The sequence below is a fragment of the Streptomyces sp. CAI-85 genome, assembly GCF_013363615.1.
GTDB lineage: Bacteria > Actinomycetota > Actinomycetes > Streptomycetales > Streptomycetaceae > Streptomyces > Streptomyces antibioticus_B.
In genome coordinates this window covers 97,314-117,650 of sequence record NZ_JAANNX010000011.1, presented here as the reverse complement: position 1 = coordinate 117,650, position 20,337 = coordinate 97,314, and the positions used below count along the sequence as shown (strand labels likewise).

Annotated in this window: 19 protein-coding genes; 11 read left to right on the top strand and 8 right to left on the bottom strand. The window is 70.6% G+C overall.

Annotation, left to right across the window (positions count from 1 at the left end; translation table 11 throughout):
* Positions 1-69 precede the first annotated feature (69 nt).
* On the top strand, positions 70-1,020 hold the full coding sequence (locus tag G6W55_RS16100; protein WP_175521529.1) for a sulfurtransferase: 951 nt from the start codon (positions 70-72) through the stop codon (positions 1,018-1,020).
* A 69-nt stretch (positions 1,021-1,089) separates the two neighbouring features.
* Here the strand turns inward: G6W55_RS16100 and G6W55_RS16095 are convergent, their stop codons facing one another.
* Both G6W55_RS16095 and fxsT read right to left on the bottom strand, forming a co-directional pair.
* Positions 1,090-1,542, bottom strand: coding sequence for a phospholipase (locus G6W55_RS16095; RefSeq protein WP_175521528.1), 453 nt, complete (start codon positions 1,540-1,542; stop codon positions 1,090-1,092).
* Between the two features lie 221 nt (positions 1,543-1,763).
* Positions 1,764-5,258 (bottom strand): FxSxx-COOH system tetratricopeptide repeat protein, encoded by a 3,495-nt coding sequence (gene fxsT, locus G6W55_RS16090; protein ID WP_175521527.1) that lies wholly within the window; start codon positions 5,256-5,258, stop codon positions 1,764-1,766.
* A gap of 143 nt (positions 5,259-5,401) precedes the next feature.
* Between fxsT and G6W55_RS16085 the strand changes: the two genes are divergently transcribed.
* Positions 5,402-5,605 carry a hypothetical protein gene (locus tag G6W55_RS16085; protein ID WP_175521526.1) on the top strand — a complete coding sequence of 68 codons (204 nt, stop codon included), beginning with the start codon at positions 5,402-5,404 and terminating at the stop codon, positions 5,603-5,605.
* 79 nt (positions 5,606-5,684) lie between these two features.
* Positions 5,685-5,852: a hypothetical protein gene (locus G6W55_RS16080; protein WP_175521525.1), complete on the top strand. Its 168-nt coding sequence runs from the start codon at positions 5,685-5,687 to the stop codon at positions 5,850-5,852.
* Positions 5,853-5,873: 21 nt separating this feature from the next.
* Here G6W55_RS16080 and G6W55_RS16075 read toward each other — a convergent pair whose 3' ends face one another.
* Together G6W55_RS16075 and G6W55_RS16070 are read right to left on the bottom strand one after the other, a co-directional pair.
* Positions 5,874-6,407, bottom strand: a complete 534-nt coding sequence (locus G6W55_RS16075) for a hypothetical protein (RefSeq protein ID WP_309243727.1) — start codon at positions 6,405-6,407, stop codon at positions 5,874-5,876.
* Between the two features lie 179 nt (positions 6,408-6,586).
* Entirely contained in the window at positions 6,587-7,636 is a 1,050-nt protein-coding gene (locus G6W55_RS16070) for a hypothetical protein (RefSeq protein WP_175521524.1), read from the bottom strand.
* A gap of 143 nt (positions 7,637-7,779) precedes the next feature.
* On the opposite strand from G6W55_RS16070, the gene G6W55_RS16065 reads away from it, so the two are divergent.
* Positions 7,780-8,559, top strand: a complete 780-nt coding sequence (locus G6W55_RS16065) for a DUF429 domain-containing protein (protein ID WP_175521523.1) — start codon at positions 7,780-7,782, stop codon at positions 8,557-8,559.
* A gap of 36 nt (positions 8,560-8,595) precedes the next feature.
* On the opposite strand, the gene G6W55_RS16060 is transcribed toward G6W55_RS16065, so the two are convergent.
* The 4 genes from G6W55_RS16060 to G6W55_RS16045 form a co-directional block, all read right to left on the bottom strand.
* Complete coding sequence (locus G6W55_RS16060) at positions 8,596-9,201, bottom strand: TetR/AcrR family transcriptional regulator (protein WP_175521522.1); 606 nt, start codon at positions 9,199-9,201, stop codon at positions 8,596-8,598.
* Positions 9,202-9,315: 114 nt separating this feature from the next.
* Positions 9,316-10,944 carry a succinic semialdehyde dehydrogenase gene (locus G6W55_RS16055; protein WP_175521521.1) on the bottom strand — a complete coding sequence of 543 codons (1,629 nt, stop codon included), beginning with the start codon at positions 10,942-10,944 and terminating at the stop codon, positions 9,316-9,318.
* A gap of 58 nt (positions 10,945-11,002) precedes the next feature.
* Positions 11,003-11,932: an acetoacetate decarboxylase family protein gene (locus tag G6W55_RS16050; protein WP_175521520.1), complete on the bottom strand. Its 930-nt coding sequence runs from the start codon at positions 11,930-11,932 to the stop codon at positions 11,003-11,005.
* A 91-nt stretch (positions 11,933-12,023) separates the two neighbouring features.
* On the bottom strand, positions 12,024-13,268 hold the full coding sequence (locus G6W55_RS16045) for an NADH:flavin oxidoreductase/NADH oxidase family protein (RefSeq protein WP_175521595.1): 1,245 nt from the start codon (positions 13,266-13,268) through the stop codon (positions 12,024-12,026).
* 282 nt (positions 13,269-13,550) lie between these two features.
* On the opposite strand from G6W55_RS16045, the gene G6W55_RS16040 reads away from it, so the two are divergent.
* From G6W55_RS16040 to G6W55_RS16015, 7 genes are all read left to right on the top strand, one after another.
* Entirely contained in the window at positions 13,551-14,267 is a 717-nt protein-coding gene (locus G6W55_RS16040) for a type 1 glutamine amidotransferase domain-containing protein (RefSeq protein ID WP_175521519.1), read from the top strand.
* 48 nt (positions 14,268-14,315) lie between these two features.
* Positions 14,316-15,749 carry an aldehyde dehydrogenase family protein gene (locus G6W55_RS16035; RefSeq protein ID WP_175521518.1) on the top strand — a complete coding sequence of 478 codons (1,434 nt, stop codon included), beginning with the start codon at positions 14,316-14,318 and terminating at the stop codon, positions 15,747-15,749.
* A gap of 343 nt (positions 15,750-16,092) precedes the next feature.
* Entirely contained in the window at positions 16,093-16,197 is a 105-nt protein-coding gene (locus tag G6W55_RS38705) for a DUF6221 family protein (protein WP_254876289.1), read from the top strand.
* Positions 16,198-16,412: 215 nt separating this feature from the next.
* Positions 16,413-17,012, top strand: a complete 600-nt coding sequence (locus G6W55_RS16030) for a sulfite oxidase-like oxidoreductase (protein ID WP_175521517.1) — start codon at positions 16,413-16,415, stop codon at positions 17,010-17,012.
* A gap of 2 nt (positions 17,013-17,014) precedes the next feature.
* On the top strand, positions 17,015-17,719 hold the full coding sequence (locus G6W55_RS16025) for a ferredoxin reductase (protein ID WP_175521516.1): 705 nt from the start codon (positions 17,015-17,017) through the stop codon (positions 17,717-17,719).
* A gap of 33 nt (positions 17,720-17,752) precedes the next feature.
* Positions 17,753-18,037: a DUF6510 family protein gene (locus G6W55_RS16020; RefSeq protein ID WP_175521515.1), complete on the top strand. Its 285-nt coding sequence runs from the start codon at positions 17,753-17,755 to the stop codon at positions 18,035-18,037.
* Positions 18,038-18,324: 287 nt separating this feature from the next.
* Positions 18,325-20,319: an alpha-amylase family glycosyl hydrolase gene (locus G6W55_RS16015; protein ID WP_175521514.1), complete on the top strand. Its 1,995-nt coding sequence runs from the start codon at positions 18,325-18,327 to the stop codon at positions 20,317-20,319.
* The last annotated feature ends 18 nt before the right edge of the window (positions 20,320-20,337 follow it).

The following is a 20,337-nucleotide window of genomic DNA, read 5'->3' as shown; positions in this document are numbered from 1 at the left end:
AAGGGCTCCTCCGAATCCGCTCCCCGGCCTGATGCGCCATCGCTCGCCGGGCTTCTGGAAAGGCGCCGTATGAACCTGGGCCCGTCCGGTGCGCACCGCGACAGCATCCTGATCGACGCCGACGAACTGGCCCGCCTGCTCGGGGAGGGCCGGGAGGGGCGCGCGCCGGTGCTCGTCCTGGACGCCACGGTCGTTCTCGCGCAGCCCGCGCACGACGGTGACTACCGTGCCGCGTCGGGCGCCGACGCCTGGGCCGGGGCGCACATCCCCGGCTCACGGCACGTGGATCTGCTGACCGCGTTCACCGATCCCGCGGCGCCCTACCACTTCGCCCACCCGTCCCGCGCCGCGACCCGGCGCGAACTGGCCGCGCTGGGCGCCGACGAGCGCACCACCGTCGTCCTCTACGACCAGGGCTCGCTGCAATGGGCGGCGCGTGTGTGGTGGGTGCTGCGCGACGCGGGTGTGGCCGCCCGCGTGCTGGACGGGGGCCTGCCCGCGTGGACGGCGGCCGGTCTGCCGGTGGTGTCGTCCGCACCCGACGTGGCGGGAACGGTGCGTCGCCCGTCGGAGGGAGACCCGTTCCCCGGTGCCGCGGCAGGCGATACCGCGCGGCCGTCGCTGTGGATGGACAAGGAGGGCGTGCGTGCGGTGAGCGAAGGGCGCGCGGCCGGCACCTTGGTGTGTGCACTGGGGGTGCCGCACTTCGAGGGCACGACCCCCACCCGCTACAGCAGGCGGGGCCGAATCCCCGGCAGCGTGAGCCTGCCCGCCCAGGACTTCCTGGACGGCGACGGCCGCCTCCTCACCGCCCCCGACCTCGCGGCCCGCGCGAGCCGCCTCCCGGACGGTGGTGCCGGCCCGGTCGTTCTGTACTGCGGCGGAGGAATCTCCGCGTCCCTGGACGCCCTGGCCCTCACCCTGGCCGGCGTCGACCCGCTGGTCATGTACGACGGCTCGCTGGAGGAGTGGACGGCGGATCCGGAACTCCCCCTGGTGCGGGGGAAGGTGACCGGTTGAGGAGTTCACGCCTCCTCAACCGGACCGATGACGTGCGATGTTCGGCGCTCGTGCGCGTGAGGCGGTGGATCAGCCGAGTGCCTTGACGGCCTGGTAGTAGGTCCAGGCCGTGCCGTTGCAGGAGGTCTTGGTGGCGCCGCTGTAGCCGTTGCAGACGCGGAGGAGGTCTTCGTAGAAGGCGCTGTCCAGACGGGACTTGTTGGCGGAGAAGGAGCCGGCGGCCTTGTAGTTGCGGTAACCGAAGTCGTGGCGGGCGCAGGACGTGGCGAACGGGAAGCCGAAGGGGTTGTCCGGGGAGGAGGAGCAGTAGTCGGTGGACCAGTCGAATCCGTACGCCGACCAGGCTCCCTGGTTGTTGCGTGCGGAGACCCAGGAGTTGTAGCTCGCGGCGCTGGTCTGGGTCCAACCGGACAGGACTTGGGGCTTGTCGGCGGGGGCGGCGCTTGCGGCGGTGGCGGTCGCTGTGATGGTGGCCAGAGCCATGGCTGAGGCGGCGAGTCCGGTGGCGAGTTTGCGGTGCATTCCACACCTCCACGACGCTGCGGCCCGCCCGTCGGACCGCAGGTTCATGACAAGAATGGTCAGCGTCGCGCCCCGCCTTGCATAGAGTCTGGAACCCAACAATCAAGCGAATTGCAAGGAGTTGCAGAGACAGATTTCAGGGTTGCTACCGGCTTGGCGGACTTTGGCTTGATCTGTTCCCCCGTAACCCGGAGCGCGAGGGGGATCCGGGAGCCGGAAGGTCACAACGACAGCGGAACGATGTCGCAATCGATCCGCTCACCGCTCCTGCACCGAGCTGTGAGGAGGCCGGGGCTCTCCAGGACGCGTTCCATGCGCCGCAGGGTGTCCTCGCGCAGGGCCGTGCCTTCCGTCCCGGCTCCCACGGCGACGAGGTCCAGGGCCAAGTTCCCGGCACAGGCCAGGGTGTTCGGGTGCTCCTCGCCGAAGCCGACCCGGCTGTGTTGCAGCGCGGTCTCGCCGCGACGCCGTGCCTCTTCGTGGCGGCCGAGGGCGGCGAGATCGGTGGCCAGATTGATCGCACAGACCAGGGTGAGCGGGTGCGCCTCGCCGAGCCGGCTGCCGAGGGCGACGAGCGCCGCCTCGTCCAACTGGTGTGCCTCCTGGGCCAGTCCGAGCTGTCGTAGCGTCACGGCGAGATCGACGTCCGCGGACAGGCTGTGCGGGTGCCGAGGGTTGTACACCTGCCGGAACCGCTGGCAGGCCATGACCCCGTGGCGGTGGGCCGCGTCCAGGTCGCCGTTCTCGCGCAGCGCCATCGACAGGGTCAGCTCGGCGGCCAGTGTCCTGGGATGGTTCCGCTCGTAGCGGTTCGCGAACTCGGTGTGCGCGTGCTTGGCCAGCTCCAGCGAGCGCACGGGGTCGCCTGCCTTGCGGCAGGACTCGCTGAGCTGGCGCATCGCCTCGATCGTGGCGGGATGGTCGCGGCCGTACGCCTCCCCGTACGCCTCGTGGACGGACTGGTGGAGACGACGCGCGGTGGCGTAGCGGCCCCTCTCCCGGGCGGTGACGGCAAGTCCGTCCTCGGTGATCAGCAGGGACGGGTCGCCCTTGCCGAACAGACCGCGCTTCAGGACGAGGGTCCGGCGGTCGAGTTCCTCGGCCTGCTGGAAGTCACCGGACAGCCGCAGGTTCACCGCGACACCGTGGGCGAGTTCGAGTGTTACCGGATCGTCCTCGCCGAAGGCTGCGTGGGCCCGTTCGTAGGCGGTCCTGTCCACGTCGGCGGCGGTCACGAAGGCGCCCTCGGCGCGGTGCACGGCGGCCGTGAGCCGGAGAACCCTGAGCGCGTCTTCCGACGTGTCGTCGTCGCCCTGCATCTCCCGGAGGCGGTGGGCCAGCTCCGCCGCGTCGTCGAACCTGCCCGCCGTCCAGTACGAGGAGCCCAGCCACTGCCCCACCGACCGTGTGAGCGGGTCTTCCTCGCCGAACCGGGTCCGCCATGTCTGCCAGGTGTGCTCGGAGAACTCCAGCGCTCGTTTGTGGTCGCCCTGGTGATGGAGGTACTCGGCGAGGTTGCTCACCAGGTGGCGGACCGGTGGCTGTTCGGACCCGACCACTGCGGACGCCACGGCGTGCGGGAGGAGTTCGGCGTACCGGGGCCACTGTGTTGGATCGGCAGGTGCCATCGGGTCCGCGGCCGCCAGCAGCGTATGGGCGCCCCGGCGCATCCGGGACTGTTCGTCGGGGCTCATACCGTTCTTCACGGCGTGCTGCACGAGGCGGTGCATCTGGAAGGAGTTCGTGCGGTGGTCGATGCGGGCCAGCGAGTAGCGGTTCACCTCCCTCGTGGCTCGCCCGAGGAGCATGGCGTCGTTCAGCAGCGGGTCCAGATCGGGGTGCACGCTGTCCGCTCCGTGTGCGGAGAGGAGCCACCTGGAGATCGGTTCAGGAGCGAAGTGGGAGCACAGTTGCAGCAGCCTGAGCGCGCTCGGGGAGCGTGTCTCCAGCTCGTCCAGAGAGACGTTCCAGGCGGTGGTGACAGGGAGCGGGTAGTCGGGCGGGGATCCGGGAGGCGGCACCACACGTGCCTCCTCGATCACTCGCAGATAGTCGGAGGAAGGCATTCCGGTCACCGTCAGCCAAGCGGCGGCCTGCTCCAGCGCAAGGGGCAGATCACCGAGTGCCTCGGCCAGCGCATCGGCCTCGTCGCCCTGCCCCAGCTCCGGAACACGGCGCAGCAGCAGATCCTTGCTCTCCTGACGGGTCAATCCGTCCACCTCGACAGAGTGGCCGAACTGGCCCCAGCGCCGATTGCGGGAGGTGACGAGGATCGCGCCCTCGCCCTGAGGCGGGAAGTAAGGGCGAACCTCGTCCGGGTTGTCCGCGTTGTCGAAGACCAGCAGCCAGCGGGCGTACGGGCGCCCCTCACGCAGCGCCTCCCGGACGACCGGTCCGGCGATATGGGACTCCTCCTCGGTGGTGAGGCCCAGTCGCAGGGCCAGTTCCGCCAGGGACGGACCGATCCGGTCGGGCCGTTCGGCGGAGATCCACCAGACGATGTCGTACTCGTGCTGATACCGGAACACGTACTCGACGGCCAGTTGGGTCTTCCCGACAGCGCCCATGCCGTGGACTGCTTGGGGCAGCACCGCCGTCGTACCTGTGAGCAGCCGTTCGTGCAGCGACTCCAACAATGCCTGTCGGCCGGTGAAGTTGGGGTTGCGCGGAGGGACGTTGCCCCAGATGTACGGCGCCTGATGCCGGGCCGGGCGCCGCGTTCGCGGCGTTCGAGCCGCGGGTCTGTCCTCGTTGTCCGCGCTGTCCGCGCTGTCCGCGCTGTCCGCGCGGACAACGTGTCCGGGCACGACAGTCGGAGTCTCCCGTGTGACCGCCCCGTCGGTGCCGACCCCCATCTGCTCTCGCGCAGCCGCCATGTGCGACTTGTGCGCCGCCAGTTCCTCGTCCGCCGCTTCGAGGGCGATCTCGTACTCCCACAGCGGATGCAGATCCTCGGCCGGCTGCCAGCGACGGTCGTCATCATCGCTCCCCGTGGCGGCGTCGCCGGGCCGCCGCTCCGTGGTCGCGGAGGTGACGATCCGGTTCACGGCCTCCAGCGCCAACCGGTACTCCTCGGCCCGCTGTTCGGCGAGAAGGCGCAGGTCCTCCGCCTCCTCGCGTTCCCTCCGCGCCTGGGCCAGACGATCGTTGGCCTGGTCGAGCAACGCCTTGGTGCCGTCCAACTCACCCTGGATGGCGCGAATATCAACGGGTGGGACGGCAGTCCGGGCCTGGTCCCGCTCCTGTTCCAGCGCCTTGCACCGCTGGGTGAGCGAACCGACCACCTCCAGCAGCATGTAGACAAGGCGACTGGTCCCCAGCAGGGCGTCCCTGGCGGCGATCTCGCCCCGGCGCGCGTCGTCGAGTCGCAACTGCAACTCGAGGGCGGTGCCCGTGGGTTGTTCGGCGGCGGCCGCGGACCGGGCGCGAGCCGCGGTCTCCGCCGCCGCCAGCAGCCGCATGCCCTCATGGAGTTGGATCTGCCGGATCCGGGGATCCTTGATCAGGACGGTGAGGACATCCTCCAGCAGATACCCGGGGAGCAGCTTGGTCCCCTTGCGGAACTCGCTCCACTGGTTGCGGCCGTAGGGGAACCGTCCGGCCAGCGCGCGGACGGTCCAGCCGTTCGTCACCCGGCGCAGCCACTGGGCGAGTTCGTCCGCTTCGGGCGTGTCACCGCTCAGCGGCCCGACCCGCCCGCCGTCTTGGCTGTGCATCCGGTCCCCCGTCCGCAGGTGTCCGCGCTGTCCGCGATGTGCGGTGGCGTGAACTGCGCCAACGTCTCACCTCAAGACGGACAATCAGATCATTCCCGCACGCTGGCCTTCCACCCCTTCGGCACGATCGGAAGGCACCCGTGATGCGTAGCCCCAGCCGTAACAAGCTCGATCTCATCGTCTTCATCGCCGTCCTCGGTGTCGGTGTCCTCCTGCTCGCCCTCGGCGTCTCCGCGAACTCCCTGGCCACGGTCAGCGTCGCGCTCTCCGGTCTCTACGGCGCGTGGACGGGCACCCGGCCCACGGCCGCCCCTCGCTCGCGGGACCAGGATCAGGAACGGCGCTGATGACAAGGGGGACCCCTGTCCGCGGCTGTCAACGCGTGACAAGATCACAGCGGATTTCGGCCAACGGCAGGGGTGGGACATGCGCACACGACAGTTCGGCGGGATGCTCGTCTTCGGGGTCTTCGTCGTGGCGAGCGCGATCGGGTACGAACTCAACGACGGCACCCCGAGTGTTCCCTGGGGCGTGTCCGGAGCCGTCGCCGGACTTCTGCTGGTCCTGCTGATCTGGCGCGTCAGGGGACGCTGACGGCGGAGGCGCCGGCGCGGCTCAGTGACCCGCCGCCACCTTCACCAGGGCCACCGCCACGCCGATCGCCGCGTCCGCGAGGCCGGCGACCACCGCTCCCAGGACCCCGCCTCCCATCCGCAGGCCGCCCAGACAGCCCCACAGGAAGAGGGAGATGACGCTGACCCCGGCCGCCGTCAGCAAGGCGGACTCCAGGGACAGGACGTCCAGCGCGGCCAGGGCGATCAGTACGGCCGGGCCCGCGGCGCAGGACAGCAGGGGGCTGCTGACGTAGAGCATGCGACGCAGTTCGCGTCCGGTCGCGAGGTGACGGTGGACCGTGCGGTGCGCCTGCTGGTCGGCGACGAGCGCCGCGAGCCAGAGGCCGAGGGCGGTCGTCAGGACGGTGGCGATGGCGCCGAGCGCGTCGACCTCGCCGAAGGACAGGCCGACCACCACGGCGATCATGGTGATGGTCGCGTAGATGCGCTCCTTGAGCCGGTCCGCGAGGACGGCGGGGTCGGCATCGGAGCCGTCGGCGCCTGGCGCGGAGTCCGCTCGTGGTTCGTCCGTCACCTGATGTTCCTCGTCGCTCGGCTTTCGGCGGCACACGGAGTGCGGCGCCACGGTCACGGACACCAGCATGCAACGGGCCGGGGCCCGAACCCGGCAACGGCGAGCGTGCGGTCCGGATCGCCGGTGCCGGGTTCGTCGACGGCAAGTCCGGCGACCGCACCCATCACTACGTGCGGCCGCTACCGCGCGCGGAACCTGCTCAGCCCGGGGCCGCGTACGGCGGGCAGCCTGACCAGGGTGTGCCGGAAGGCGTCGCGGTGGGGCAGCAGCGGGCGCCACGGGTGCGGCGGCAGGGGATAGTCGTCGCGCAGCACACCCTGCGGGACCACCCCCGTCGCGGGCACGGGGGAGGTCTCGTCGTCGGGGTGGGCGAGGTACGCCCAGACTCCGCTGTCCAACGGCACCACCGCCCCCTCGTCGCCGGGCGGGTGCCAGGGCGCGCCCGTGAGCGGGTGGCGGGGGACGAGGAGGACCTCGGGACGGGGCCGGGCGGTCGAGATCCCGGGACCGGCCAGCCCCACGGCCAACCCCACGGCCGCCCCCGCGCTCCGCGCCTCGGGTCCGGGGGAGAGACACCGGCTGACGGCATGGCCCAGCAACTCCGTGACCGGGCCCGACGGGAGGGCCACCGGACGGGCCTCCGTGGCCGCCACGAGATGGGCCAGCATGACGCCGAGCGCCGCCTCCCAACGGCGGCTCCACGACCCGTCGGCTTCAACGGGCGGGACACGCTTCAGGTCGTTCCAGCCGGGCGGCGGACCGGCCGGCAGCCCCGAGGAGCGGCGCACGACCGCGGCGGGCTCCAGCCACACCGTCTGCCACGAACCGCAGTCGTCGACGCGCGTGGCCACGGGCCGACCGCACCCCGCGCAGGCCAGATTGGGCCCCGCTCTGCCATCCACGCCCCGGCAGTAGCCCTCGCACTTCTCCAGGATCAGGGTCATCGACCGCGAGTCGCCGGGGGCGATGACGATACGGTTCCGCGCGCCGAAGGAGACCGCGTACACCGGGGCGTACACGCCCTGTTCCGCGGCCACGTCCTCTCCTACGTCCTCCCACAGCCGCCAGGGCGGTCCGGTGGGCAGAGGGTCGACGGCGTACGTGGCGGGTTCCATCAGCGGGGGATGGAGTTCCTCCCACGCCCCGTAGTGGGTGTGGACCGGGAGGGCGACCCGGGACACCGGCGCCGTCAGCTCCGTACCGCACCCGGCACACACGAACACGTCCAAACAAGCTCTCCCTCGCCCCGTCTCCCCGCCGGATTGTGCAGCGCCTCCAAGGCCGGTTCCACCGAATATCCGGATACCGAATATCCGGGGGAAGGCCGGAGCCGCGCGCGGACGGCCGTACGGCACCTGGCACCATGGGCCGCATGCGCACGGTGGGGATCGATCTGTCCGCCGACCGGTCGAAGACGGCCATGTCGGTGCTGGAGTGGAAGGACGGGGTGGCCGAGGTCGAACCGCCCGCGCTCAAGTGCACCGACGACACGCTGATCGACCAGCTCACGGGGCTGCGCCCCGGTGACCGGGCCGGTGTCGACACGCCGTTCGGATGGCCGGCCGAGTTCGTGCGCGCGGTCGGGGCGCATCTCGCCGAGGACCCGTGGCCGGGCCGTGGCCAGGACAGCGAGCGGTACCGGAAGGACCGTCTGCGCTACCGGCTGACGGACCGGATCGTGCGCGATCAGATCTATCCCGTCAGTGCTCCGCTTCCGGCTCCTTTCGACCGGATCGGAGCGATGGTGGCGCGGTGGGCGCATCTGGAGGACGAACTCAACCGTCGCGGTGTCCGCGTCGACAGAACGGGACGCGGGCCCATCGCCGAGGTGTACCCGAAGGCGTCCCGGCACCGCTGGGGGCTGCTCGGCGCCCCCCGCACGATGGACGCCCTGCTCGCGGCCGCGCCCTGGCTGAGGTGCGACACGCCGACGGCGCGCGCCTACGACGCGAGCGAGCACGCCTTCGACGCCCTCGTGTGTTCCTTGACGGCGCGCGCGGTGGCCCGCGGCCTGACCACGTTCCCCGACGCGTCGGAGGCCGGCGACGCCCGGATCGAGGGCTGGATCCACCTGCCGGTGCCGGGGTCGTTGGCGCTGCTGCCGGCGCAGGACGGTGCGGCTACGACGCCGTCGGCGACGGACACCGTATGAACTGCCGTTGAGACACGGTCCGTACGGCCGTGAACGTCACCCCGCCGCGATCGCCCCCTGGATCGCGGGCGAGGCCGCGAACAGGGCGAAGACGGAGGAGCGGACCTGCGCGGCGACGGCCTCGGGGGTGGAGGTGTCGAGCTTGCCGTCGAGGTGCAGGAACGCCAGGCCGTGGACGAGCGCCCAGACCGTCGTCGCCAGCGCCTCGGTGTCCCCGGCGCCGGGGAAGGCGTCACGGACGATGCCCTGGACGTACTGGGAGATGGCGGCGGTCGCCGCGACGCGCTCCTCGCTGGTCGGGTCGCAGGGCTCGGCGAACATGGCGCGGAACAGCGCGGGATGGTCGAGGGCGAAGCGCACGTAGGCGACGGCCACGGCGGCCAGGTCGTCCGGCGACGACGGGGCGGGATGGGCCGCCGCCAAGTCCTCGGCGAGTTCGCGGTAGCCCTGGGCGGCGACCGCGGAGACCAGCGCCTCGCGGTCGGCGTAGTGGCGGTAGGGCGCGGTCGCCGAGACCCCGGCCCGGCGCGCGACCGCCCGCAGCGAGAGGCCCGCGCTGCCGTCCTCCTCCAGCAGCTCCCGTGCCGCCCGCAGGCAGGCGGCACGCAGATCACCGTGATGGTATGCGCTGTTCTGCGGCATAGGTCGCACTCGCTCTCTTCCTGTTCACCGTGCTCACGTCGTAGCCACGGATGTGAACGCCGCATACATCCTAAGTGATCGAAAGGCAAGAGGGAAACCGCATCATCGCGGTCCTCACCGCAGGCCGGCCGCCTTCATCACCTTCAGCGCGCCGGTCAGAAGGCCGGCCCAGGTCGCGGGGCTGATGCGGGCGGGCGGATGGAAGCCCTGGAGGCGCTGGTGGGCGACGGTCTGCGCCTCGGTGTACTTGAGGATGCCCTCGGCACCGTGCCGGCGGCCGAGTCCGGAGTCACCCATGCCGCCCATGGGCGCGTCGATGCTGCCCCAGGCCGCGGCGAACGCCTCGTTGACGTTCACGGTGCCCGCGTGCACACGGGCGGCGACGGCCCGGCCGCGGGCGCCGTCACGCGTCCAGACGCTGGCGTTGAGGCCGTACGACGTGGAGTTCGCCAGCGCGACGGCCTCGTCGACGTCGCGGTAGGAGTAGACGGAGACGACGGGGCCGAAGGTCTCGTGGTCGTACACCGTCATGCCGGGGGTGACGTCGGTGAGGACGGTCGGCTCATGGAACAGCGGGCCGAGATCGGGCCGTGCCGCGCCGCCGGCGAGGACGGTGGCGCCCTTGGACACGGCGTCGGCGACATGCCCGGTGACCGTCTCGAGCTGGGACGGCGTGGTGAGACTGCCCACGTCCACGCCGTAGTCGTACGCCGCGCCGATCCTGAGCCTCTTCGTGCGCGAGACGAACGCGGCGACGAACGCGTCACGGACGGACTCGGCCACGTACAACCGCTCGACGGAGACGCACAGTTGGCCGGCGGACGGGAAGCAGGCGTTGACGGCCCCCTCGGCGGCCTTCTCGATGTCGGCGTCGTCCAGCACGATCATGGCGTTCTTGCCGCCGAGTTCGAGGGACGCGCCGATGAGACGCTTCCCGGCGTCGCTCGCGATCCGGCGGCCGGTCGCGGTGGAGCCGGTGAACATCATGTAGTCGGCGTTGTCCATCAGCGCGTCGCCGATCGAACTGCCCCGGCCGATCACCATCTGCCATACGTCCTCGGGCAGTCCGGCCTCGTACATGAGGTCCATCGACCACAGGGCGGTCAACGCGGTCTGGGTGTCCGGCTTCTGGACGACGGCGTTGCCGGCCATGAGCGCGGCGATCGTGTCGCCGGCGGCCATGCTCAGCGGGTAGTTCCACGGCGAGACGACCGCGACGACACCCTTGGGATGGCGCAGCTCGGTGGTGTGGGTGAGCAGCGGGATCGCCCCGCGACGCCGCTTGGGGCCGAGGTGCCTGGCGGCGGTGCGGGCGTAGTAGCGCGAGACGATGCCGATGTCGACGACTTCGAGGAACGCGTCGCGCCGCGTCTTGCCGTTCTCGGCCTGCATCAGGTCGAGGGCCTCGTCCTGACGGGCCAGGACGAGATCGTGGTAGCGCAGCAGGATCCGCTTGCGCTCCGCGATCGGCGTGGCGGCCCAGGACATCTGCGCCACGCGGGCGCGGGCGAACGCGGCCTCGACGTCCTCGGGGGCGGAGACGCGGAAATCGGCCAACGGCGCGCCGGTGTAAGGGGCGTTGGTGGTGACCCGCGCCGCGTCCGGCGCCGCCGAGACGTGCGCGGTCAGCCGCTCGATCAGGGCCGGGGTCAGGGACGCGGGCAGGCCCGGGGCGCGGGTGCCGGCGGGGAAGTCGCCTGTGGGGAAGGCGCCGTTGGGGCGGGTGGCATGGTCGGTGGCCATGGCGGGGGACTCCTTGCTGCTGGTTCCGGAGTACGTCTTCCGGAGTACGTGTTCCGGGCTACTTGTTCCGGTTCTCGTCCGAGGGGACCGAGGTGGGTACCGGCATGTGCAGGGCGAGTTGGCCCTCGGTCATGACGTCGAACTGGATGGCCCGCTTCGGCCGGAGCGAGCGCAGGTCGTCGGCCATACGGCCCTCCCCGACCTGGAGAGCGACGCCGCGGGTCGAGCGTGTCGTACCGGCGCTGAGCACATTGGTCTGGCTCAGCGTGGAGTGCCAGGCGCCGTCGATCGTCGTGTACGACGTCAGCGAGCCGACGCGTTCACCGCTCGGGTGGGACCGCTGCCTCGGGGTGCTCGCCGTGAGCGCCAGATCGACCCCGTCGGCGTCGTTGGCCACCCGGGCCGTCGTCCGGTGGGCGTCGATGTCCACGTCGAGCCCGGTGACCCACTTGGGGAACCCGTAGCCGTCGTGGCCGCGGACCTGCGCGATCTCGGTGCTCACCGGCAGCGACAGCACGTAGGAGGCGAGGTGTTCGTTCTTCAGGGCGGCGACGAGGTCGACGAAGCCGAGCCTGCCGTGCCGGGCGGGCTTCACGGCGATCCCGACGGCGGCCTCGGTGTAGAAGTCGATGTCGCACACCTCGTAGCGGAAGAACATCACCGACACCAGGCCCAGGCCGGGCGCGACCTCCAGTGGTGCCAGCTCGCCGGGCAGGCGGCCGCGGATCGCGCGGGACGGCGCGAGCATCGTGAGCCGGGCGGTCGAGACGGCGTAGTAGAAGTTCGGGGTGAGCGTGGCGCCGATGGGCGAGTCGACCTTGGTCTTGGGCAGTCGCCGGAAGAAGTCCACGCCGCTGACGCGCGGGTCACGGGCGATGGCGTCGAGGTCGGGGGCCATCCGGTACCTGTCGTACAGGCCCCCCTTGGGGACCGTGACGGCACGGCCGCCGAGGTCGACCTTGACGGTGTCCTGCTGTGTCGAAGGCATGACGGGGTTCCTCACTCTGATGTAAGCGGCGTGAACATGACTGTAGGATGGGATGTGAGCACCGTCAACAACGGCGGTGTGGCCGCCATCCTCAGGCAGTGGGCCGGGACTTGGACAGCCAGGCGCGGTAACCGCGCAGGGCTCGGCGCTGCTTGCGGTGTTCGGAGAGGAGGGCGATCGCGGGATGCGTGCCGGGCCTGGTCGTGCCGCCGCGGGCGAGGCGGCGCATCTGGTGACGCACCTGCGCCATGCTCGCGGCGGACGCGAGGGCCTTGTCGGACCAGGTCACCTGACGCATGGCGCGGTCGGCCTCGCGGCCCTGGCGCCAGCGTTCGGGCAGGTCGGGGGTGACGGCGAGCGCCGTGCCCATGCCGAGGACGGACACGCCGCTGTCGAGGACGCGCTCCGCGGTCGCGCGCCGGGTGATGCCGCCGGTGAGCATCAGCGGCAGCGGGCTGGTGGTGACGAGGTCCTGGGCCAGGTCGAGGAAGTACGCCTCGCGGGCCTGGGTGCGGTCGTCGGCGGGACGGCCGGTCATGGCGGGGCTCTCGTAGCTGCCGCCGGACAGTTCGACCAGGTCGACGCCGAGCGGTGCGAGCATCTCGATCACCTGGCGGGCGTCGTCGGCGCCGAATCCGCCGCGCTGGAAGTCGGCGGAGTTGAGCTTGACGGCTACCGCGAAGGAGGGGGAGACGGTGGCGCGGACGGCGCGGACGATGTCCAGCAGCATCCGGGCCCGGTTCGCCGGCGAGCCGCCCCACCGGTCGGTGCGCTTGTTGACGAGGGGCGAGAGGAACTGCGACAGCAGATAGCCGTGCGCGGCGTGGATCTCGACCCCGTCGAAACCGGCCTCCTCGGCCCGTCGCGCGGTCACGGCGTAGCGCGTCACGGTGTCGGCGATCTGCTGGGCGGTCATGGCGGTGGGGCGTCCGAAGCGGCTGCTGTGCTTGCCGAGGCTGACGCCGATGTCGGTCGGACCCCAGACGACGCCGGGCATGTCGGAGGCGACCTGGCGGCCGGGGTGGTTGATCTGCATCCAGATCGCGCCCCCACCGGACTTGCCCGCCTTTGCCCACTCGGCGAACGGCTCCAGCGGCGCGTGCGCGTCGAGGACGACACCGGCGGGCCCGGTCAGTGCCTCGGCGTGGACCATCACATTGCCGGTGATCAGCAGCCCGGTGCCGCCGGCGGCCCAGCGCCGGTACAGCGACAGCAGGTCCCGGTCGGGGAGTTGGCCGTCACCGGCCATGTTCTCCTCCATGGCCGCCTTCGCGATCCGGTTCTTCAGGACCTGCCCGGAGCGCAGGGTCAGGGGCGAGAACAGCTCGCTGGTCATCCGGGTTCTCTCTTCCATGTCGGTCGGTCACTCACGATGTTTGCACCACACACATTAGGGCAAGAATGTAATCAGCGTAAACATGGTGGGGTGTGGGCTACGTCATGGACCTCCGCGATCTGGTGGCGGGGGCAGAGAAAGGCGTGCGCCCCGCGGAGACCGCGGGTGACCGGTCGCCCGGGGTCTCCGCGCGACCGATGATGAATGCGGGGTCACTCACGCTTCGCCAGGTACTTCCACCGCCTCGACGGTGGAGCCGTCTCGTCAGGAGGAGGGGTCGTCATGACCAGGGTGTTGTTCGTGGTGTCCGCGGCGGACCGCTGGACGTTGCGGGACGGGGAGGTGCATCCGTCCGGCTTCTGGGGCGAGGAACTGGCGATGCCGCACAAGATCTTCTCGGCGGCGGGGTGGGACATCACGATCGCGACCCCGGGCGGGAAGGTGCCGACGCTGGACCGGCTGAGCATGTCGCGGACGGCGGGACGGCCGTCGAAGCTGCGCGAGGTGGCCGCGTATCTGGAGTCCGTCAAGGGGGAGTTGAACAGTCCGCGGGTCCTGGCGGACATGGATCCGGACGACTTCGACCTGGTCTTCTATCCGGGCGGGCACGGTCCGATGGAGGACCTGTCGGTCGATCCGGTGTCGGGCGCGCTGATCACCCGCGTGCTGCGGTCGGGCAAGCCGCTCGCGCTGCTGTGCCATGCGCCGGCCGCGGCGTTCGCGGCGCAGAACGAGGACGGGTCCTGGCCGTTCACCGGCTACCGGATGACGGGTCTGTCGAACCTGGAGGAGAAGTTCAACAGCTTCGGCCGCAAGGCGGTGTGGCTGCTGGAGGACCGGCTGCGGGAGAGCGGGGCGCAGTACTCCAAGGCGCTGCTGCCGCTGCGGCCGTACGTGGTCGTGGACCGCAATGTGTACACGGGGCAGAACCCGCCGTCCTCCGAACACCTGGCCAGGCGTCTGGTCGCGGACGTCGACGCGGCCTCGACGGCCCGCTAGCAGCCCGCCCCGTAAGTCTCCCTTTCCCCGTCTGGAAGGCACGCGCCCATGACCGGCACCGCCGCCCCCGTCGTACAGCAGGACCTGGACATCCCGGAGACCGTCGTACGGCTGCGGGCCGCCTTCGACTCCGGCCTCACCCGCCCCGCCGCCTGGCGCCGACGCCAACTCCACGCCCTGCGCAGCATGTTGAGGCAGCACACCTCGGACATCGAGGAAGCTCTCTACGACGATCTGCGCAAGGGACGCACCGAATCGCACCTCACCGAGATCGGCGGGGTCCTCACCGAGATCGAGCACGCCCTGCGCCACCTCGACCGCTGGATGAAGCCCCGGCGGGTCGCCGTACCCCTGAACATCAAACCGGCGACGGCCCGGATCCACCCCGAGCCCCTCGGCGTCTGCCTGATCATCGCGCCCTGGAACTATCCGCTGACGCTCACGTTGAACCCGCTGGTCGGCGCACTGGCCGCCGGAAACGCGGCCGTCGTCAAACCCAGCGAACTGGCCCCCGCCACCAGCGCGTTGCTCGCCGACCTCCTGCCCCGCCACCTCGAAGCCGTCGCCGTGGTCGAAGGAGCGGTCGAGGAGACCACCGAACTGCTCGCGCAGCGCTTCGACCACATCTTCTACACCGGGAACGGCACGGTCGGCCGTATCGTGGCGGCCGCGGCGGCGAAGAACCTGACGCCCATCACCCTTGAACTCGGCGGCAAGTCACCCGTGTTCATCGACGAGACGGCCGACATGGCGGTCGCCGCACGCCGGTTGGCCTGGGGCAAGTTCACCAACGCCGGCCAGACCTGCGTCGCACCCGACTACGTCCTCGTCACCGACGCCGCCCGTGACGCCCTGCTGGCCGAACTGCCGCGAACCGTCCAGCAGATGTTCGGCACCGACCCCCGCACCAGCGCCGACTACGGCCGTATCGTCAACGACCGCCACTTCCACCGGCTGAGCGGACTCACGGCGGAGGGCGACCTCGTCACCGGGGGCGTCTCCGACGCCGCCGAACGCTACATGGCCCCCACCGTGCTGACCGAAGTGCCGCCCGGCGCCCCTGTCATGACCGAGGAGATCTTCGGCCCGATCCTCCCGATCCTGACCGTGCGTGACGTCGACGAGGCCATCGACTTCATCAACGCCAGGGACAAGCCGCTCTCCCTCTACGCCTTCACCCGCGACAAGGCGGCCCGGCAGGCCCTGCTGGAGCGGACCTCGTCCGGAGGGCTCGTCTTCAACGCCCCGATGATCCATCTGGGCGTACCCGACCTGCCGTTCGGCGGCGTCGGAGAGTCCGGGACGGGCGCCTACCACGGCAAGGCGTCCTTCGACACGTTCAGCCACCGCAAGCCGGTGCTGTCCAAGCCCACCAGGCCGGACACCCTGCGCCTGATCTACGCACCGCACACGTCCCGCTCCTTCGCGTTCATCGCCAAGGCCGTCTCCCAGACCCACCCCCTCCTCGGAAGGAAGCGATGACCGACCGCATCGCCCTGCGGGGCGCCACGGGGCTACACGGGCGACCTCGTCCTGGGCGCCCTGCTTCGCAGGGGCGTCAGACCGACGATAGCCGGACGCAACCCCGCGACGCTGGCCGAACGCCCCAGCGGACTCGACCACTTGACCGCCGACGCCGCGACCCCGGACGACCTGGCGAAAGCACCTCCGATCCGGCGACTCACTGATCACCACCGTCGGCCGCCTCGCCGGGACCCTCGCCCTCCAGCGGGCAGGGGCGGCCGCACGGTCCGTCGACATCGGCTACTTCGCGACGGGGTTCCCCACTCTGGACAACGTCCCGGTCTGCAACGTGGCCCAGACCATGGATCTTGCGGATTCCCGCTCGGCGGGCCTGGCGTTCACCCTTCGGGTTCTCGCCCAGTCGTATGCCGAGCATCCTGCCTATCGCCAGGAATGGCGCCCGTAGCCAGGCTTTAAGTCGCGGTGGTCCGCAGGGTGTCCTATCGGCAGGTCTTGCACACAACGCAGCTCTCGCACACGACAGGGACGAGGACGCCGGCGCGTCAGGTTGCGCCCGTACGGCAGGCGAGGAGCATGGGGTGGGGGACAAGGGCACGGTACGCCGTGTCCCGGAGAGCAAGGGTGGGTGGGGAGCTGGCTTCGGGTGAGAGGGGTGAAGCCATGGGCAGCTTGTCACCGGGGTTCCGTGGGAAGACCCACGCGTTCGAAGGGCGGCTGCCGCCCGGGCAGTATCCGACGGAGTCGTTCCCCGTGCTGTCCGCGGGGCCCACGCCGCACGTCCCCACCGACCGGTGGTCGTTCACCGTGACCACCGAGCTGGGGGAGACCCGGACCTGGACCTGGGACGAGATGATGGCCCTGCCCCAGGAGGAGCCCACCGTCGACATCCACTGTGTGACCCGGTGGTCGAAGTTCGACACCACCTGGCGCGGTGTCTCGCTCGACGTCTTCCTCGCCGAGGTCGAGACCGCCGCGGACTTCGTGGTCGCCGAGTCGTTCGGCGGCTACACCACCAACCTCCCGCTGGAGGACGTGACCGACGGCAAGGCATGGCTCGCGCACTCCTACGACGGCTTCGCGCTCTCCCCGGACCACGGCGGACCGGCCCGCCTCGTCGTCCCGCACCTCTACTTCTGGAAGTCGGCCAAGTGGGTCAAGGGCCTGATCCTCACCCCGGACAACGAACCCGGCTTCTGGGAGTCCGCCGGCTACCACGACTACGGCGACCCATGGCGCGAGCAGCGTTACTGGAGCGACTGACGATGGGCGGGTGGCGACGGGCCCGGCTCACCGAGCGGACGGCACAGACCGCGACCGGCCGCACCCTGACGTTCGAGGTTCCGCGCTGGCCGGGACACCTCCCGGGCCAGCACGTCGACGTACGGCTGACGGCGGGGGACGGATATCAGGCCGTCCGCAGCTACTCGCTCGCCGCCCCCGCCGACACCGACCGCATCGAGCTGGGGGTCCAGGCCGTGGACGGGGGCGAGGTCTCCCCGTACCTCGCCGACGATCTTCCCGTGGACGCCGATGTCGAGGTCAAGGGGCCCCTCGGCGGCTGGTTCGTCTGGACGCCCCAGGAGCCAGGACCGCTCCTGCTGATCGCCGGCGGCTCCGGCATCGTGCCCTTGATGGCGATGCTGCGCGCCCGGCTCGCGTCCACCTCCACCGAGCCCTGCACCCTGCTCTGCTCCGTCCGGGGCCCGGACGAGGTCTGGTACGCCGCGGAACTCGACAGCGCCCACGACCAGCACCTCCGCATCCTGCGCCTCTACACCCGCCTCGCGCCGGACCGTTCCGAGCGTCCCGCCGGGCGCATCACGAAGGCCGATGTGGTGGACCTGCCGTCCGCCGAGGGCGCACGCTGCTACGTCTGCGGCCCGACCGGATTCGTCGAGCACGTCAGCGCCCTCCTGCTGGCCGCCGGGCACGCCCCCGACCAGATCCGTACCGAACGCTTCGGCTGACCCACCCGCGCCGCACCGTGAGGAACCCCCGCCATGAACGAGCACCCGCTGCACCTCGACGGCAACGCCCTCGCCGGCCCGCTCGGGGAGATCTTCACGATCGACCCGACGACAGCCTGGCGCCTGTGCCCCTCCTGCCGTCTCCCGGCGACCCTGGCCCAACTGCACGTCTACGGCCCCGAACCCGGCCTCACCGCCCGCTGCCCGGGCTGCGCGGCGATCGCCCTGCGGGTCGTCACCCAGCCCGAGTACCTCTGGCTCCAACTCGGCAGCGGAGCAGGCGCTTTCCGCTTCGCGCTGCCCCACACCGCACCCTGAGCGCACCACCCCAGCCATGAAGGTGCTTGCAGGAAATTTCTGCAAGTTCGTGCAGCGCGTATTGACGCTCCAGCGGTCGGCCGTCATGGTGAGTCCACGAGACCCCAGGCACCCGGGACACGGGACCTCCGGGAACTGAGCCGGCCTCGCCCCACGTAGAGCGCCGCATCCCCCACCTCCACCCCACCGCACCACACCCCACACCTCACCCCGCCGCGCCCGCATGCGCTCCGACGAGCCGTGACGGTGGCGCGGCGGCGTTCCCCCATGCCCAGGAGGCACCCCACATGAGCCGCACCGCACCACCTCCCGCCCCATTAGCCTCACCCACCCCACCCACGCCATCCACCCCACCCACCCGAGCCGCACTCCTCACGATCACAGCTCTCCTCGCCGCGCTCCTCATCCCCCTGTCGGCACAGTCCGCCCCCGCGGCACCGACCCCCGCCGCCGCCCCCCTCGCCGCGACGGCCGACACCCTCGGCGCCCTGTACACACCCACCGCGACCACCTTCCGCATCTGGTCGCCCGACAGCTCCAACGTCAAAGTGACCGTCGCGGGCGGCACTTACTCCCTCGGCCCCACCACCCTCAGCGGCTATTCGAACGTCTACCAGGTCGTCGTGAGCGGCGATCTCAGGGGCCAGACCTACCAGTTCAGCGTCGGCGGCACCGCCGTACGCGATCCGTACGCCCGGATGGTGAAGCCGGGCACGACCCAGGGCGTCGTGATCGACAGCGCCGCGATCATGCCGACCGGCGGTTCCTGGGCGCCTCGGCCGGCCCGGGTGAACCGTGAGGACGCGGTCGTCTACGAGCTGAGCGTCCGGGACTTCACCATCGACGCGAGTTCCGGCGTCGACGCGGCCAAACGCGGCAAGTTCCTCGGCCTGGTGCAGAGCGGCACCACCCACAACGGGGTGAAGACCGGCATCGACCACCTCAAGGAGCTGGGCGTCAACACCGTACAGCTCATGCCGTCCTTCGACTTCGGAACCCCCGTGCCCAACTGGGGCTACGACCCGGTGAACTACAACGTGCCCGAGGAGCAGTACTCGCAGTACACCCAACCCGAGGACCGCGTACGCGAGTTCAAGGACATGGTCAACGAGTTCCACAAGCACGGCATACGCGTCATCATGGACGTGGTCTACAACCACACCCACACCACGTCCGTCTTCAACGGCATCACCGGCAAGTACTACACGCCGACGGACCTGTCCGGCACCGGCAACTCCATCGACGACGGCAACCCGATGGTCAGCCGTATGATCCAGGACTCTCTGGAGCACTGGGTCCGCGACTACAACATCGACGGCTTCCGCTTCGACCTCATGGGCATCCACCACTACCGCAACGTCGCCACCTGGGCCACCTACCTCAACGCGGCCTACAGCGACCGCGGTCTGCTGCTCTACGGCGAGCCCTGGAGCGCCGCAGCCGACCCGCAGGAGGCGCAGAAGGTCCGCTACGGCACCGTCCCCGCCCTCGCGCCCGGTCACGTCGGCGTGTTCAACGGCGTCTACCGCGACGCGATCCGCGGCGGTACCGACACCAACGTCATGGCCTACATGGGCGGTTCGGGCAACGCCGGCGCCATCGCCTTCGGGATGCGCGGCTCGCCGACCGATCTCAAGAGCACCGCGCCCATCGCCGACCTGTGGAACCCGGCGTTCGCCTACGACCCCGAGCAGACCGTCAACTACGTGTCGATCCACGACAACCTCAACCTCTACGACAAGATCACCTACTCCGGTGCCGGAGGCGGCGCCACCGGCAGGGCGGGCAGGATCGACCGCTTCGCCGTCGGCATGGTGCTCACCTCCCAAGGCGTCCCGGTCATCGCGGAGGGTGACGAGTTCCTGCGCTCGAAGGTCGTGAACGGCGACTACACCACCGCGAAGAACTCCTACAAAGCCTCCGACCGGGTCAACGCCCTCCACTGGGGCGACAAGGTCACCAACGCCGGCGTCTTCCGCTACTACAGGGACGCGATCGCCCTGCGGAAGACCACACCGGCCCTGCGGCTGACCGACTGGGACGCGGTCCGCAACCAGATGACCACCCGGACGGACGGCTCCGTCGTCATCGGCCACCTCAGCGCCAACCCGTCCGCGCCGACGACGTACGACACCGTCGTGGTCGCCAACCCCACCGCGAGCACCTACAAGGTGACCCTGCCCTCCGGCACCTGGACGAAGGTCCTGGACACGAACGGCGCGGTCACGGCCGCCGACAACGACTGCGCGTCACTGGCGGTGACCGTCTTCAGGAGGAGCTGAACCGCGGACGAATGTTGA